This is a genomic window from Bacteroides ndongoniae (genome assembly GCF_900108345.1).
GTDB lineage: Bacteria > Bacteroidota > Bacteroidia > Bacteroidales > Bacteroidaceae > Bacteroides > Bacteroides ndongoniae.
In genome coordinates this window covers 1,343,685-1,359,189 of the sequence record NZ_FNVV01000013.1, presented here as the reverse complement: position 1 = coordinate 1,359,189, position 15,505 = coordinate 1,343,685, and the positions used below count along the sequence as shown (strand labels likewise).

Sequence of the window (15,505 nt, the reverse complement as noted above, 5' to 3'; positions counted from 1 at the left end):
CCTGAAGCAGGACGGTTTCACAGCCACCCATTAACTTCAAAGACTTTAAATTAATACCTAAAAAAGACAGATATGAGCAAACAACTTTTACTTGGCGACGAAGCCATAGCGCAAGCTGCACTAGATGCCGGACTTTCGGGCGTTTACGCCTATCCGGGCACTCCGTCTACTGAAATCACCGAATACATACAGATGATGCCTATAACGGCCGAACGGAACATCCACAACCGGTGGTGCTCCAATGAAAAGACGGCCATGGAAGCTGCACTGGGCATGTCGTTTGCCGGAAAACGGTCGCTGGTCTGCATGAAGCATGTAGGAATGAACGTGGCAGCCGACTGTTTCATCAATGCAGCCATGACTGGTGTTAAAGGCGGAATGATAGTCGTGGCAGCCGACGACCCCAGCATGCACTCTTCACAAAACGAACAGGACAGCCGCTTCTACGGCGACTTTGCACTGATACCTATATTCGAACCCAGCAGTCAGCAGGAGGCCTACGACATGGCCTACGAAGGTTTCCGCTTCTCCGAACAGACGGGCGAACCCCTGCTGTTGCGCATCGTTACCCGTCTGGCCCATTCGCGCTCGGGCGTAGAACGCAAGGAACAACAGGCTCAGAACGAACTGGCTTTCAGCGACGACCCGCGTCAGTTCATCCTGTTGCCGGGAAATGCCCGCAAACGCTACAAAGCCCTGCTACAACAACAGGACGAGTTTGTAAAAGCATCCGAAAATTCTCCCTTCAACAAATACATTGACGGACCCAATAAGAAACTGGGTATCGTAGCTTGTGGCATCGGCTACAACTACCTGATGGAAAGCTATCCCGAAGGCTGCGAATATCCCGTGCTGAAAATAGGTCAGTACCCGCTGCCCAAGAAGCAACTGACACAGCTGATAAACGAATGCGAAGAGATTCTGGTGCTGGAAGACGGACAGCCCTTTGTAGAAAAGCAGCTGAAAGGTTATCTGGGACTGGGCGTCAAAGTGAAAGGAAGACTGGACGGTACACTGCCGACCGACGGCGAACTGACCCCCGACAGTGTGGCACGTGCCGTAGGCAAGGAAAACAAGGCTGAATTCAGCGTTCCGTCACTGGTAGAAATGAGACCGCCCGCACTGTGCGAAGGCTGCGGACACCGCGACATGTACACCGTACTGACACAGGTGCTGAAAGAAGAATATCCCTCGCACAAGGTATTCAGCGACATCGGTTGCTATACACTGGGAGCCAACGCCCCCTTCCACGCCATCAACTCGTGTGTAGACATGGGAGCTTCTATCACCATGGCCAAAGGAGCGGCCGATGCAGGATTATATCCATCGGTAGCCGTCATCGGTGACTCGACTTTCACTCACTCGGGCATGACAGGTCTGCTGGATTGTGTCAACGAGAATGCCAACGTCACCATCGTCATCTCGGACAACGAAACAACCGCCATGACAGGTGGACAGGACTCTGCCGGAACCGGACGTCTGGAAGCCATCTGCGCCGGCATTGGTGTAGCACCGGAACACATCCGCGTAGTAGTGCCTCTGAAGAAGAACTACGAAGAAATGAAGCAAGTGATACGCGAGGAAATTGAATACCACGGAGTATCGGTCATCATCCCCCGCAGAGAGTGTATACAGACATTAGCACGCAAAAAACGTAACAAGTAAAGCCATGAAAAAAGACATCATACTTTCGGGCGTAGGAGGACAAGGCATCCTGTCTATCGCCACCGTTATCGGTAAAGCTGCCCTGAAAAAGGGCTTGTATATGAAACAAGCCGAAGTACACGGCATGAGCCAGCGCGGAGGAGACGTACAGTCGAACCTGCGTATCAGCGACCAGCCCATCGCATCCGACCTGATTCCGACCGGCAAGTGCGACCTGATCATCTCGCTGGAGCCTATGGAAGCCTTGCGCTATCTGCCCTACCTGAATCACGAAGGCTGGCTGGTGACCAATGCAGTTCCCTTTGTCAACATTCCCAATTACCCCAGCGAAGAAGCCCTCAAAGCCGAACTTGACAAGCTGCCGCACAAAATTGTGGTAAACGTCAGCGAGATAGCCAAGGAAGCCGGTTCGCCCCGTGTGGCCAACATCGTGCTGTTGGGAGCCACTATCCCCTTCCTGGGCATCGACTACGCTACCATGCAGGAAAGCGTACGCGAAATCTTCCAGCGCAAGGGCGATGCCATTGTGGAAATGAACCTGAAAGCACTGGCAGCAGGCAAAGAAATAGCAGAAAAACTTATACAATAGAACCATGAATGACAAGTACTGGGAAGAAGAAATCGAAACCATGCCACGGGAAAAACTCCGTGAATTACAACTGCAACGACTAAAGAAAACAATAGGCATCGCTTCCCATGCCCCTTATTACAAGAAAGTGTTCCAGGAGCACGGCATCACGCCAGACAGCATTCAAAGCCTGGAAGACATACGCAAGATACCGTTCACTACCAAAGCCGATATGCGCGCCAACTATCCTTTCGGACTGGTAGCAGGCAACATGCGCGAAGACGGAGTACGCATCCACTCGTCCAGTGGTACGACCGGTACCCCTACCGTCATCGTACACTCACAACACGATTTGGATTCGTGGGCCAATCTGGTAGCTCGCTGCCTCTACATGGTAGGCATCCGCAAAACCGATGTTTTCCAGAACAGTTCGGGCTACGGCATGTTTACCGGCGGACTGGGCTTCCAATACGGAGCCGAACGTTTAGGAGCGCTGACAGTGCCGGCTGCTGCAGGAAACAGCAAGCGTCAGATCAAGTTCATTACAGACTTCAAGACAACTGCCCTGCACGCCATCCCCAGCTATGCCATCCGTCTGGCCGAAGTGTTCCAGGAAGAAGGCATGGATCCCACCCAGACAAGCCTGAAAACCCTTGTCATTGGTGCGGAGCCTCATACTGACGAACAACGCAAGAAAATAGAGCGCATGCTGGGCGTAAAGGCCTACAACAGTTTTGGTATGACGGAAATGAACGGTCCGGGCGTAGCCTTCGAGTGTACCGAGCAGAACGGTATGCACTTTTGGGAAGACTGCTACCTGGTAGAAATTATCAATCCCGAAACAGGCGAACCAGTGCCCGATGGCGAAATTGGTGAACTGGTGCTGACTACCCTCGACCGTGAAATGATGCCACTGATACGCTACCGTACGCGCGACCTGACACGCATCCTGCCCGGTACGTGTCCCTGCGGACGTACACACCTGCGTATTGACCGCATCAAAGGACGTAGCGATGACATGTTCATCATCAAGGGAGTAAACATCTTCCCGATGCAGGTGGAAAAGATTCTGGTACAGTTCCCGCAGCTGGGAAGCAACTATCTCATCACCCTGGAAACAGTGGACAATCAGGACGAAATGATTGTAGAGGTAGAACTCAGCGACTTGTCGACCGACAATTACATCGAACTGGAAAAGATACGCAAGGACATCACCCGCCAGCTGAAAGACGAAATACTGGTCACCCCCAAGGTGAAACTGGTAAAAAAAGGCTCATTGCCTCAGAGCGAAGGAAAAGCTGTCCGGGTAAGAGACTTGCGCGACAACAAAGAAAAGTAAGTAATTCCCCCCCAAATTCTCCCCAGTTAGGAAAAAATTTTTTCCTAACTGGGGAATTTTTATTCCCTAACTGGAAAAAAAACAGAGCCTAGTTAAGGCCTATTTCTATCTGAAAAAGCGGGCCAGAATGATCCTGAAACGAACGAAAAGAAAAGGGAATGCGCCAACCTGACACATTCCCTTTTTTATAAGAAAGCCGCACCGATGATGTGATGAAACTCCGAATGACATGGTTTGAGTGCTCGTCCTCTTTGTAATCCACCGACTCAAAGGTTACCCCGAAGGGCGTGGCCCGCCATTGAGAAGCGAAGCTTGTCTCGGTATTTCATAAAAATTGATGAGTTTCCCGATCCAATCAATGCGGCTATTTTTTCTATAACAAAGATAAGAAGTTTATGTGAAAGAAACAAGCAATTGAACAAATTTGTGCGTTTCAGCCCCTCTTTTCTCTCGTATAGGCATAAAAAAAGATGCCAGCTACATCATCTGCAGTCGGCATCCTATCAGTTTTTCAATTTATCAGAGTCTTTATGCAGCCTTAGCCTTGGCAACAATAGCCTTGAATGCTTCGGGATGATTCATTGCCAAATCGGCCAACACCTTACGGTTGATTTCGATGCCGGCTTTATGCAAAGCACCCATCAGCTTGGAATAAGACATACCTTCCAAACGTGCAGCTGCATTGATACGTTGAATCCACAACGCACGGAAATTTCTCTTTTTGGCCTTACGGTCACGGAACGCATAAGTCAAACCTTTCTCCCAAGTATTCTTGGCTACGGTCCATACGTTCTTTCTTGCACCAAAATAACCTCTGGTCAATTTCAAAATTTTCTTTCTTCTTGCTCTTGAAGCAACATGATTTACTGATCTTGGCATAGTTTTTCTTTTTTTTGAATGTTAGCGCCATTGCTTTGAAACAACAGACTTAAAGCTAATGCATTCGGTTAATAACTTTGATACTTTTAGTACACTTTTCGATTACTTCATCGCTAAGAGTTCCTTCACCTGGCTAACATTTGTGGTGTCAACAAGTGTAGAATAACACAAGTTTCTCTTTTGCTTTTTAGTTTTCTTAGTCAGAATGTGACTATGAAAAGCGTGCTTTCTTTTGATTTTACCCGTTCCGGTAAGAGTGAATCTTTTTTTAGCACCGGAGTTCGTCTTGATCTTTGGCATCTTACTTTAACTTTTAAATTATTAATAATATGGTTACGCACTATACCGTGGCGCAACTCACTTTTCCATTAATTATTCTTCGTCCTCAGCGTCGCGTTGAACATTCTTGGGTTCTTCAGCGGGCTTCGGAGCAGCAGCCTTCTTGGGGCTGCCCGGCTTCTTGGGCGAAAGTTGGATAGTCATACGCTTTCCTTCAAGGATAGGCATCTGATCTACCTTTGCATAGTCTTCAAGGTCGTTGGCAAAACGAAGTAACAATACTTCTCCTTGCTCCTTGAACAGGATGGAACGTCCTTTAAAGAATACGTAAGCCTTCACCTTATCACCATCTTCCAAAAAGCCTTTGGCATGTTTCAACTTAAAGTTGTAATCATGATCGTCGGTCTGAGGACCGAAACGTATTTCCTTCACGTTGACCTTTACCTGCTTGGCTTTCTGTTCCTTCTGACGTTTCTTTAACTGATACAGAAATTTAGAGTAATCGATTATACGACAAACAGGGGGTTGAGCATTAGGAGAAATCTCCACAAGATCCGCTTCATGTTCCTCGGCAAGCTTCAAGGCCTGCGCTATCGGATAGACTTTCGATTCTACTTCATCGCCCACTATACGGACTTCTTTGGCACGGATCTGTTCATTAATCCGGTGTTGCCCTTTTAAGCTGTCATTCTTCATTAATAACTTTTACTTCCAGTTTGTTTTTTTACTATTACTACTAAATTCTTTTATCTTAAAAAAGCGTCATCTGAATGCATTTTCAGACTTGCTTCTGCAATTGGGCGCAAATTTACCACTTATTTATCATATTTTGCACTTCCTCGTAGACTTTTTTTGCAAAATCTTCGAATTTCATGCTACCCTGGTCACCTTCTCCCTGCTTACGAACAGAAACTTCTCCGTTTTCGGCTTCTTTCTCACCGACAATCAGCATGTAAGGAATACGTTTCATCTCGTTATCACGGATCTTGCGACCTATCTTTTCATTACGCTCGTCGACCAGCGCACGGATATCATACTTCTTCAGGCTGTTCTTTACCTCATTAGCGTAGTCGTTAAACTTCTCGCTGATAGGCAGAATGGCAACCTGATCGGGGGTCAGCCACAAGGGGAATTTACCGGCTGTATGTTCGATAAGTACGGCAACGAAACGTTCCATCGAACCAAACGGTGCACGGTGAATCATAACCGGACGGTGTTTCTGGTTGTCGGCACCGGTATACTCCAGTTGGAAACGTTCAGGCAAGTTGTAGTCTACCTGAATTGTACCCAGCTGCCAGCGACGGCCAATGGCATCCTTCACCATGAAGTCGAGCTTAGGACCATAGAAAGCGGCTTCGCCGTATTCGATCTTAGCAGGCAGACCTTTTTCCTCGCAAGCCTCGATAATGGCACGTTCGGCCTTCTCCCAGTTTTCATCGCTACCGATATACTTCTCGCGGTTAACCTTATCGCGCAAAGAAATCTGAGCTTCAAAGTTCTGGAAGTTCATCGACTTGAATACGATAGAAATGATGTCCATCACACGCAAGAATTCTTCCTTCACCTGGTCGGGACGGCAGAACAAGTGCGCATCGTCCTGCGTAAAGCTACGTACACGGGTCAGTCCGTGCAACTCACCACTCTGCTCGTAACGGCAAACAGTTCCGAATTCGGCAATGCGCAAAGGCAGATCCTTATACGAACGGGGCGAGTTCTTGTAAATCATACAGTGGTGCGGACAGTTCATCGGTTTCAGGAAGTATTCTTCGCCTTCTTCCGGAGTCTGGATAGGCTGGAAAGAATCTTTTCCGTATTTAGCATAATGGCCCGACGTGATATACAGCAACTTGTTGCCGATAGGCGGACACATTACTTCCTGATAGTCGTAACGACTCTGGATGCGACGCAAGAAGTCTTGCAGACGGATGCGCAAGGCAGCACCTTTCGGCAACCACATCGGCAAACCTTTTCCGACTGTATCGGAGAACATGAACAAATCCATCTCCTTACCAATCTTACGATGGTCGCGCTTCTTGGCCTCTTCCAGCAGAACAAGATACTCATCAAGCATCTTCTTCTTCGGGAAAGTGATACCATAGATACGTGTCATCATCTTACGGTCTTCCTGTCCACGCCAATATGCACCGGCTACAGAAGTCAATTTGATAGCCTTGATAGGTGCGGTATTGAGCAAATGCGGACCACGGCACAAGTCAGTAAAAGCACCTTGTGTATAGGTAGTGATATGTCCGTCTTCCAGTTCGGAAATGAGTTCACACTTGTATGTTTCTCCACGATCGCCGAACATTTTCAGGGCATCGTCTTTCGCGATATCTTTTCTTACCACCGCTTCTTTCTTGGCGGCCAGTTCTGCCATCTTCTTTTCAATAGCAGGCAGATCGGATTCCTTGATAGGAGTCTCGCCCGGATCGACATCGTAGTAGAAGCCGTTTTCGATAGCCGGACCGATACCGAACTGAATGCCCGGATACAACTCCTGCAATGCCTCGGCCAGCAAGTGGGCACTTGTATGCCAGAAGGTATGCTTTCCCTGCTCGTCTTCCCACTTATACAATACAACTTCTGCGTCCTCGTTAATAGGACGTCCCAAATCATAAGTCTCTCCGTTCACGCCACAAGCCAGCACTTCCTGTGCCAGGCGAGAACTAATACTTTCTGCTATTTGCAGTCCCGTCACTCCGTCGTTGTACTCCCGTACAGAGCCGTCTGGAAAAGTTATCTTTATCATAATAGAATTATTGATTTTTCAATTTTTCAAAGCGCAAAAATAGCTATTTCTTTTTGATAATCCACTTTTTAGCAAAAAAATGTTATTCGCTTCTGTCGGTAAAGCGTTTAATTACATTATATGCTGACACGATACCCAATTCACCGGCCTTGCTCAAATCCTGAAGTCCCTGCTTGTTGTTGCCAAGATAGATGTGAACCAGACCTCTGTTGAAATAAGCTTCACCGAATTCCGGATTCAGCTCGATGGCTTTGTCATAGTCAGCAACAGCCGCCCGATAATCTTTCAGCAATGTTGAAACGTTTCCTCGGTTGTAGTAACCATACACAAAATCGGGAGCCAACTCGACAACGTGGTTCAGGTCATCGCGTACAATATTATAATCGATCGTTGTAACTTCTGATTTCTTCGCATTGTTATTGTTAATTCCTCCTACCGTTGTCGGGGCGTTTCCTCCCTCCATACTTTCCTCAGCCTTCTGGTATTCCAGCTGCTTGCAACGCACCAAAGCACGCATAAAATAGGCCGGGAAGAAAGTATCATCCAACAGGATACTCTTGGTAAAGTCATCTACCGAACTGGCAAAGTCCTGTACCAGATAGAAGTCCAATCCACGCATGAAACGTTTTACGGCATTATGGTCATCGGCCACGATATCCGATGTATGCGAGTCGATCAGAGCAAAATGGAAACGTACCTGTTCTTCGGTCAACGGTGCTTCCATATTGGTGATACGCAACATTTTTGGGAAGAGTTTGGAACGGTTCAGTTCGTCGATGTAACGGTGGAAATGAACAGTACGTTTCACATCGCTCACCTTTTCGTAATAAGTCAGCGCATACATAGGCTCCTGTTTGATAATTACATTACGATCCTGCACGCGTCCGCGGTAGTCGCTCGTATAACGTTGCTCAAATTCCGAATCATCGGCAATCACAATCTTACGATAGTTTTCCACATTCTTATCCGACTTCTTACGAGTCTTACTATCATCTTTGGAAGAATCCGAATTGTCGGCCATATCTTTATCTGCATTGCCCGACGCCGCATTGTTCCGCTTGTCGATCTGCATCTTCATGATTTTGAACTCGTCCTGTTCGGCCCCTTTCGCATCACCAATCTTTTTACGGGCCTGGGCACGCTGGTAATAACCAGCCATAAAGTTTGGATAAGCATCTATCACCTTCGAATAGTCGCTGATAGCTCCACGGTAATCGCCGGTCTGCGCACGAAGCAATCCGCGGTTGAAGGTAGCCATCATATTGTCCGGCTCAATCTGAAGAACAAAATCGAAGTCTTCGATAGCACGGTTGTCATCGCCAACCTGCGCACGAAGCAATCCACGGTTATAGTGTCCCAGGAAGTTATTCGGATCAATGTCCAAAGCAAGGTCATAATCGCTCATGGCTCCTCTCAGGTTATTCTGATGGAAACGGGCCAAAGCACGGTTGATGTAATTGCCGGCATTGCGAGCACTCAGATGAATGGCCTGATCAAGGTCTGCTTCTGCTTCCTTATACTTGCCCTGCTGAATACGCACAATGGCACGCGCGCTCCAACCGTCTGGGTCGTAACGGTCCAGTTCAATGGCTTTCTCGAAATCGTTCAATGCCTGAATGGTATCGTTCTGTTTCAGATAGACCTCGCCACGCATCAGATAAGCAGGCGTATAACGGGGAGAAATAGCCAGCAACTTACCCAAATCTTCCTTAGCCGAGTCGTAATCTTCCTTCCGCATATGGCACAACGACAGGTTATGCCACAGCACAAGGTTTTCGGGATCATACTTTAAAGCCGTCTGATAGTCTTCGATGGCGCCATCAAACTTATTTTGCCGGATGCGCGCCAAACCTCTGATCTGGTAGGCTCCTACGACAAAAGGATTGCGCTGAATGGCCTTGTCGCAATCGGCCTCGGCGCCTTGGAAGTCTTCCAGATTAATCTTGGCCAAACCTCGGAAGAAATAAGGCTCAAACAGATAAGGCTTTGCGTTGATTACCTGATTAAAGTACTGAATAGAAAGCACGTAATCTTCAAAATACAAAGCATTTCGGGCAATTGTCATTACTCGCTCTGTATTGATTTGCGCACACAGCAATGCGGGAAACAGCAAAAGGATTGCTAATATTTTTTTTACCATTTTGTCTTACAAATACTTATATACGAAAGCAAAAGTAATGCATTTCGTTTACTTGACAGGACTTAGGAAAGAGTTTTTCCGTTTGTTTTTGAGTTTTTTAGTATCTCAAAACTTTCTATTCAGAACCGGTAAATCATTTCACTGTCTTAACCCGATAAGAGCAGCGGGCCTTACCTTTCAGCATAGCGTTCAGCTTGCCTTTAATCATCTGCTTACGAAGAGGCGACAAATGATCGATAAACATTGTGCCTTCCAGGTGATCGAACTCGTGCTGCATGACACGGGCAAGGTAGCCTTCTACAATTTCATCGTGTTCGACCATATTCTCGTCCAGGTATCTGACATGAATCTTATCACCACGTTTCACAGACTCGTGAATGCCGGGCAGACTCAGGCAACCTTCTTCCATCGAAACTTCCTCGCCCATAACCTCAAGAATATGGGCATTAATGTAAACCTTGCGGAAATCCTTATATTCAGGCATGTCTTCGGAAAGAACATCCAGGTCGACTACGACTACACGAATAGGCAAACCAATCTGCGGCGCAGCCAGCCCTACTCCATCGGCATGGTCCATTGTTTCAAACATGTTGGCTATAAGTTCTTTCAGGTTAGGATAATCAGGTGTAATATCCTCTGCCACTTTTCTCAATACGGGTTGTCCGTATACATAAATGGGTAAAATCATAAGTGTATTTTTTTAATGTTTCATTTCTACATTTACCGACGCGGCACGTCCGCCCCGTCTGTCAGCAAAAGCTTCAGCCACGCATTCCCCGGCTTTCCAGATAGGACTGCAGAATAATCGTCGCACTAATCTCATCGACCAAAGCCTTATTCTGACGGTCTTTCTTTTTCAGGCCGGCTTCCAACATTGTACGATGGGCCAGAACAGAAGTAAACCGTTCATCGACATACTCTACCGGCATATCGGGCAGCTTCTTCTTCAACGAACGTACAAACGGCTCAATCCGCTGCATGTTTTCTGACATTTCGTTATTCATCTGCTTAGGGAGTCCAACCAATATCCGTTCTACCGGCTCTTTGCTCACATAATCAAGAATAAACGACAGCAGCTGATGCGTAGGCACAGTTCTCAGGCCGTTGGCTATCATCTGCAAGGGATCGCTTACAGCAATTCCGGTGCGTTTTCGTCCGTAATCTATGGCTAATATTCTACTCATAATTGGTGCAAAAGTACGATTAAAAATCGAAACCTGCACCCAAATGAGACGCTATAATGCAAAAAAGGGCATCCGAACAGTCCGGATACCCCCTTTTTACTACCTGACACAGATTGTCCTTACTGCCAGGCATTGAACTTTTATCTGTAATCAGACCGGCTAAAAACCGGAAAACTTATTTTTTCTTCCAAAGACGTGTCATGTCTTCCAATGTCTTGCCTTTGGTTTCGGGAACCAACTTCCAAACAAAAATTGCAGCAATCACGCAGATGATTCCATACAGAGCATAAGCAAACATATGTCCAAACTTCTCGCCCATATCGCCCAGCGTCATGTTGTACATCGGCACAAACGTAGACGAAACGATGAAATTGAATATCCACTGGAAAGCCACAGCAATGGCAACAGCTGCGCCACGCACTGTATTCGGGAAGATCTCGGCAATCAGTACCCAGCAGATGGGGCCCCAGCTAAACATAAAGGAAGCACTATAAACCATAATACTTACTACAGACACCATCGGCGGAAGTCCTGTCAGCACATTGGACAGCGCAACACCGAAAGCACCGATAGCCATACCGATAGAACCGGAAATAAGCAAGGGCTTACGTCCCCACTTTTCGACTGTGAACACAGCCAGCAAGGTGAACAGAATGTTGATGATACCCATAATCACAGTCTGCACCATCGGATTGCCCATACCCATTGTTTCGAAAATACGGGGAGCAAAATAGAGCACAGCGTTGATACCTACAGCCTGCTGGAACACACTCAGCATAATACCGATAAAGATCACCATCCAGCCATAAGTGAACAGACGTTCGGTCTTTTCGTGGGCAGTAGCCTTGATTTCAGCCAAAATTACTTTAGCCTGAGTCACACCGTTAATACGGCTCAGGATATCCAAAGCCTTCTCATCGCGACCACACATAGCCAAATATCGAGGAGTCTCGGGAACCAAGAGAACAAGTATTGCGAACAAGCCGGCAGGAACAGCCTCGCTGACAAACATCAGACGCCAGCCGGTTTCAGTAGTCCAGGCAGCAGCTTCCGGATTCAGAATCTGATTTACTCCCTCGACTGCTTTGATAACGGGATTGGCATTGTCGCCCAAAATAAGGAAATTCACAAAATAAACCACCAGCTGACCAAAGATAATGGCAAACTGGTTCCAGGATACCAATGTACCCCGAATATTACTGGGAGCGATCTCGGCAATATACATCGGACAAATGGCCGATGCCAAACCTACACCGACTCCACCCAATACGCGATAAAAATTGAAAGCGATAAGAAGCGAATAAGACGGAACTCCGTAATCGTAGAACAGGAATTCGGGATAATAAGATCCCAACGCTGATAAGAAGAACAGAATACCAGCAATAAAAAGAGACTTTTTACGTCCAAAATTGGATGCACAAAAACCTGAAATGGCACTACCGATGATACATCCTATCAATGCACTGCTGGAAGTGATGCCGTGAATCGTATCTGTGTAAGTAAAGTCCGAAGCTCCCATAAAGAAAGCCTGAAGTCCTTTTTCTGCGCCTGAAATGACCGCCGTATCATAACCGAACAGCAATCCGCCGATAACAGCCACCATCACAATCGAAAAAAGATAGACCTTACTTCCTTTTTCTGTATAGTTCATGGTATAAAAATGATATTAGAAATAGTTTATAAACAAAAAAACAGGCTGCCTCTCTGCCGACTGGCAGAAAGCGCAGCCCATTACATATCACTTTAATCTATTAGCAATACATATTGAGGATAGCCTCGTACAGTTCTTGCTTGCCACTAGTCTGCTTCGGTTCACCGTTAGCCTTAGCATAAGCAACAACGTCTTCCAAAGTCAGCTTACCTTCTTCGAATTCCTTACCCTTACCGCTGTCGAATGAAGCGTAACGATCGGCCAGCATCTTCTTGTAAGGAGATTCTTCCAGCAGACGAGCTGCGCTTTCCAAAGCACGAGCCATTGCATCCATACCAGCGATGTGTGCGATAAAGATATCTTCCAGATCGGTAGAGTTACGACGAGTCTTGGCATCGAAGTTTGTACCACCGTTACCCAGACCACCGTTACGGATGATCTGCATCATAGCTTGAGTCAGTTCGTAGTTATCAATGGGGAACTGGTCGGTATCCCATCCGTTCTGATAATCGCCACGGTTAGCATCGATAGAACCCAACATACCGTTATCAACAGCTACAGCCAACTCGTGTTCGAAAGTATGTCCGGCCAAAGTAGCATGGTTTACTTCGATGTTTACTTTGAAATCCTTATCCAAGTTGTGAGCTTTCAGGAAACCAACTACAGTTTCTGTATCAACATCGTATTGATGTTTTGTCGGTTCCATCGGTTTCGGTTCGATCAGGAATGTTCCAGTAAAACCTTTGCTACGTGCATAATCACGAGCGATTGTCAGCATCTGAGCCAAATGTTCTTTCTCACGCTTCTGATCAGTGTTCAACAAAGACATATAACCTTCGCGGCCACCCCAGAATACGTAGTTAGAACCACCGAGTTCGATAGTTGCATCAATAGCGTTCTTAATCTGTACGGCAGCACGAGCCACTACATCAAAGTCAGGGTTAGTAGCAGCACCGTTCATATAACGTGCATGACCAAATACATTGGCAGTACCCCACAACAGTTTAATGCCTGTTTCTGCTTGTTTCTGCTTAGCATAAGCAACAACTTCTTTCAGATTAGCTTCATATTCTTCGATAGTATCAGCTTCTGTGCAGAGGTCTACATCGTGGAAGCAATAATACTCGATACCGATCTTCTGCATGAATTCGAAACCTGCATCCATCTTATCTTTAGCAGCCTGAACTTTATCTGTTGCAACATTCCACGGGAATTTCTTTGTGCCACCGCCAAACTGGTCACCACCTTCAGCACAAAGTGTGTGCCACCATGCCATTGAGAACTTCAACCAGTCTTTCATTTTCTTACCCATGACTACCTTTTCAGCATCATAGTAACGGAATGCCATCGGATTGCGGCTTTCTACACCTTCAAATTTAATTTTTCCAATACCAGGAAAATACTCTTTTGTTGCCATAATATTCTTTATATTTTATGCCTCCTACATATATATTGCAGGAAAGCGGGTTAATAATAAAATCTTCTTCTGTTCAATTAAATTAATCTCTCATAGACTTTTCCAAACGATGCTTCCAACGTGCATAAGCATCAAGATATTCCTGACGTTTGCTCTGGTTAGGCTCTATTACGTCTAGTTTTTCCAGTGTGGCAAAGGCTTCGTTGTTATCTTTATAAATACCTGCACCAATTCCTGCACCCTTGGCTGCACCAACCGAACCGTCGGTATCATACAACTCAATGGTAGCACCAGTCACACCAGCCAACGTATCACGGAAAATGGAACTCAGGAACATATTGGCATGTCCGGCATGTATCTTCTGTACAGGAATACCCATACCTTCCATTATATCAATACCATATTTAAACGAGAATACAATGCCTTCTTGTGCTGCACGTACAATATGCTGTTTGCCATGCAGATTAAAGTTCAGACCACGGATAGAGCAATTGATTTCCTTATTCTCCAGCATACGTTCGGCACCATTACCAAAAGGCAGAATGCTGATGCCTGCACTTCCAATAGGAGCTTGAGAAGCCAGTACATTCATTTCATTATAAGAAATACCTTCGGGAGCAATTGTACGTTTTACCCATGAGTTCAGGATACCTGTTCCGTTGATGCAAAGCAACACACCCAGACGGGTCTGATCAGCAGTATGATTGACGTGTGCAAAAGTATTGACACGAGACTTTGGATCATAGTTTACTGCTCCGTTCACTCCATAAACAACGCCACTCGTACCTGCCGTTGAAGCGATTTCACCAGGATTGAAGACATTCAGTGAAAGTGCATTGTTCGGCTGGTCACCAGCGCGATAAGTGATAGGAGTACCTTCTTTCAAACCTAATTCTTTAGCTGCAGCCGCAGTAACACGCCCCTGTTCGGCAAATGTCGGTTTTATATCAGCTATCAGCGAAGAGTCAAAGCCATAATAATCCATCAGAAATTCTGCCAGGCAATTGTTTTTGAAATCCCAAAACATACCTTCGGACAAGCCTGATACCGTTGTACAGATCTCACCGCTCAACTTCATCGCGATATAATCACCAGGAAGCATAATCTTGTATATCTTCTCGTAAACCTCCGGTTCATTCTCCTTAATCCAAGCCAACTTGGAAGCAGTAAAGTTGCCCGGAGAATTCAGCAAATGAGAAAGGCAACGTTCTTCGCCCAATGTCTCAAACGCACGCTGTCCATACGGAACGGCTCGCGAATCACACCAGATAATTGCCGGGCGCAGTACTTGCTGATTCTTGTCTACACATACCAATCCATGCATCTGATAAGAAATACCAATAGCCTTAATTTCTCCTCCGTTCACACCCGATTCTGTGAGAATAGCCTCCGTAGCCAGCTTCAGGTTTTCCCACCAGCTTTCAGGATTCTGTTCTGCCCAACCTTGTTTTACTGCAATAATAGCAGCTTCCGTTTTCGGGAAAAAAGCAGAAGAAACACATTTTCCACTTTCTGCATTTACCAAACTCGCCTTTACCGACGAGCTACCGATGTCATAACCTAATAGATACACTTTGAAATTATATTAAAAGTTAATAATTCTATGTTTTTACAAGGAATATACCCAGTCCCTC

At 46.2% G+C, this 15,505-nt stretch carries 13 protein-coding genes; 3 read left to right on the top strand and 10 right to left on the bottom strand.

Annotated features, from left to right (window positions below):
* Window positions 1–72: 72 nt before the first annotated feature.
* The 3 genes from BQ5591_RS10105 to BQ5591_RS10095 are packed head-to-tail and all read left to right on the top strand — an operon-like array spanning window position 73 to window position 3,572.
* Window positions 73–1,665, top strand: coding sequence for a thiamine pyrophosphate-dependent enzyme (locus BQ5591_RS10105; protein WP_022164067.1), 1,593 nt, complete (start codon window positions 73–75; stop codon window positions 1,663–1,665).
* Window positions 1,666–1,669: 4 nt separating this feature from the next.
* Window positions 1,670–2,254 (top strand): indolepyruvate oxidoreductase subunit beta, encoded by a 585-nt coding sequence (locus BQ5591_RS10100; protein WP_022164066.1) that lies wholly within the window; start codon window positions 1,670–1,672, stop codon window positions 2,252–2,254.
* A 4-nt stretch (window positions 2,255–2,258) separates the two neighbouring features.
* Window positions 2,259–3,572, top strand: coding sequence for a phenylacetate--CoA ligase (locus tag BQ5591_RS10095; RefSeq protein WP_071149197.1), 1,314 nt, complete (start codon window positions 2,259–2,261; stop codon window positions 3,570–3,572).
* 528 nt (window positions 3,573–4,100) lie between these two features.
* Here BQ5591_RS10095 and rplT read toward each other — a convergent pair.
* The 10 genes from rplT to BQ5591_RS10045 form a co-directional block, all read right to left on the bottom strand.
* A complete protein-coding gene (gene rplT / locus BQ5591_RS10090) occupies window positions 4,101–4,451 on the bottom strand; it encodes a 50S ribosomal protein L20 (protein WP_022164499.1) in 351 nt (116 codons plus the stop codon).
* 102 nt (window positions 4,452–4,553) lie between these two features.
* Window positions 4,554–4,751 (bottom strand): 50S ribosomal protein L35, encoded by a 198-nt coding sequence (rpmI, locus tag BQ5591_RS10085; protein ID WP_022164498.1) that lies wholly within the window; start codon window positions 4,749–4,751, stop codon window positions 4,554–4,556.
* A gap of 72 nt (window positions 4,752–4,823) precedes the next feature.
* Window positions 4,824–5,426 (bottom strand): translation initiation factor IF-3, encoded by a 603-nt coding sequence (gene infC / locus BQ5591_RS10080; protein WP_022164497.1) that lies wholly within the window; start codon window positions 5,424–5,426, stop codon window positions 4,824–4,826.
* 112 nt (window positions 5,427–5,538) lie between these two features.
* A complete protein-coding gene (gene thrS / locus BQ5591_RS10075) occupies window positions 5,539–7,479 on the bottom strand; it encodes a threonine--tRNA ligase (protein ID WP_022164496.1) in 1,941 nt (646 codons plus the stop codon).
* Between the two features lie 82 nt (window positions 7,480–7,561).
* Window positions 7,562–9,619 (bottom strand): tetratricopeptide repeat protein, encoded by a 2,058-nt coding sequence (locus BQ5591_RS10070; RefSeq protein WP_071149196.1) that lies wholly within the window; start codon window positions 9,617–9,619, stop codon window positions 7,562–7,564.
* A 133-nt stretch (window positions 9,620–9,752) separates the two neighbouring features.
* On the bottom strand, window positions 9,753–10,307 hold the full coding sequence (gene def / locus BQ5591_RS10065; protein WP_022164494.1) for a peptide deformylase: 555 nt from the start codon (window positions 10,305–10,307) through the stop codon (window positions 9,753–9,755).
* A 73-nt stretch (window positions 10,308–10,380) separates the two neighbouring features.
* Window positions 10,381–10,803, bottom strand: coding sequence for a Holliday junction resolvase RuvX (ruvX, locus tag BQ5591_RS10060; protein ID WP_071149195.1), 423 nt, complete (start codon window positions 10,801–10,803; stop codon window positions 10,381–10,383).
* A gap of 175 nt (window positions 10,804–10,978) precedes the next feature.
* Window positions 10,979–12,454 (bottom strand): D-xylose transporter XylE, encoded by a 1,476-nt coding sequence (gene xylE / locus BQ5591_RS10055; RefSeq protein WP_071149194.1) that lies wholly within the window; start codon window positions 12,452–12,454, stop codon window positions 10,979–10,981.
* Window positions 12,455–12,554: 100 nt separating this feature from the next.
* Entirely contained in the window at window positions 12,555–13,871 is a 1,317-nt protein-coding gene (gene xylA / locus BQ5591_RS10050) for a xylose isomerase (RefSeq protein WP_071149193.1), read from the bottom strand.
* An 82-nt stretch (window positions 13,872–13,953) separates the two neighbouring features.
* Window positions 13,954–15,444 (bottom strand): xylulokinase, encoded by a 1,491-nt coding sequence (locus tag BQ5591_RS10045; RefSeq protein WP_071149192.1) that lies wholly within the window; start codon window positions 15,442–15,444, stop codon window positions 13,954–13,956.
* Between the last annotated feature and the right edge of the window lie 61 nt (window positions 15,445–15,505).

Coding starts and splice junctions, on each gene's coding strand:
- BQ5591_RS10100 (WP_022164066.1), top strand. CDS start 1,670: ATGAAAAAAGACATCATACTTTCGGGCGTAGGAGGACAAGGCATCCTG.
- rpmI (WP_022164498.1), bottom strand. CDS start 4,751: ATGCCAAAGATCAAGACGAACTCCGGTGCTAAAAAAAGATTCACTCTT.
- thrS (WP_022164496.1), bottom strand. CDS start 7,479: ATGATAAAGATAACTTTTCCAGACGGCTCTGTACGGGAGTACAACGAC.
- BQ5591_RS10095 (WP_071149197.1), top strand. CDS start 2,259: ATGAATGACAAGTACTGGGAAGAAGAAATCGAAACCATGCCACGGGAA.
- xylA (WP_071149193.1), bottom strand. CDS start 13,871: ATGGCAACAAAAGAGTATTTTCCTGGTATTGGAAAAATTAAATTTGAA.
- xylE (WP_071149194.1), bottom strand. CDS start 12,454: ATGAACTATACAGAAAAAGGAAGTAAGGTCTATCTTTTTTCGATTGTG.
- BQ5591_RS10105 (WP_022164067.1), top strand. CDS start 73: ATGAGCAAACAACTTTTACTTGGCGACGAAGCCATAGCGCAAGCTGCA.
- rplT (WP_022164499.1), bottom strand. CDS start 4,451: ATGCCAAGATCAGTAAATCATGTTGCTTCAAGAGCAAGAAGAAAGAAA.
- def (WP_022164494.1), bottom strand. CDS start 10,307: ATGATTTTACCCATTTATGTATACGGACAACCCGTATTGAGAAAAGTG.
- ruvX (WP_071149195.1), bottom strand. CDS start 10,803: ATGAGTAGAATATTAGCCATAGATTACGGACGAAAACGCACCGGAATT.
- BQ5591_RS10070 (WP_071149196.1), bottom strand. CDS start 9,619: ATGGTAAAAAAAATATTAGCAATCCTTTTGCTGTTTCCCGCATTGCTG.
- infC (WP_022164497.1), bottom strand. CDS start 5,426: ATGAAGAATGACAGCTTAAAAGGGCAACACCGGATTAATGAACAGATC.